1 protein-coding gene is annotated in these 290 nt (G+C 59.0%); it reads left to right on the top strand.

Going from position 1 to position 290, the window contains the following annotated elements; genetic code table 11:
- Positions 1-290, top strand: a 290-nt coding sequence (locus K3A85_RS17835; RefSeq protein WP_225207859.1) for a PLP-dependent transferase, incomplete at both ends; no start/stop codon positions are given.

Raw genomic sequence — 290 nt, 5'->3', positions numbered from 1 at the left:
CACCGTCACGGGCGGCGTGGTCGTCGACAGCGGAAAGTTCGACTGGTCCGCAAGCGACAAGTTCCCCAGCCTTTCTGCCCCCGAACCCGCCTATCACGGTCTAAAATTCCACGAGACCTTTGGTGCGCTGGCCTTTACCTTCCATGGAATCGCCATCTGCCTGCGCGATCTTGGAATGACGATGAACCCACAGGGCGCACATTATACCCTGATGGGGATCGAGACCCTTGGCCTGCGCATGCCGCGCCATGTCGAGAACGCCCAGAAAATCGCCGAATGGCTTGAAAAGG

Source organism: Novosphingobium huizhouense, from assembly GCF_020179475.1.
GTDB classification, from domain to species: domain Bacteria; phylum Pseudomonadota; class Alphaproteobacteria; order Sphingomonadales; family Sphingomonadaceae; genus Novosphingobium; species Novosphingobium huizhouense.
The sequence above is the reverse complement of the archived record's forward strand: the minus strand, read 5'-3'. Positions and strand labels throughout refer to the sequence as shown.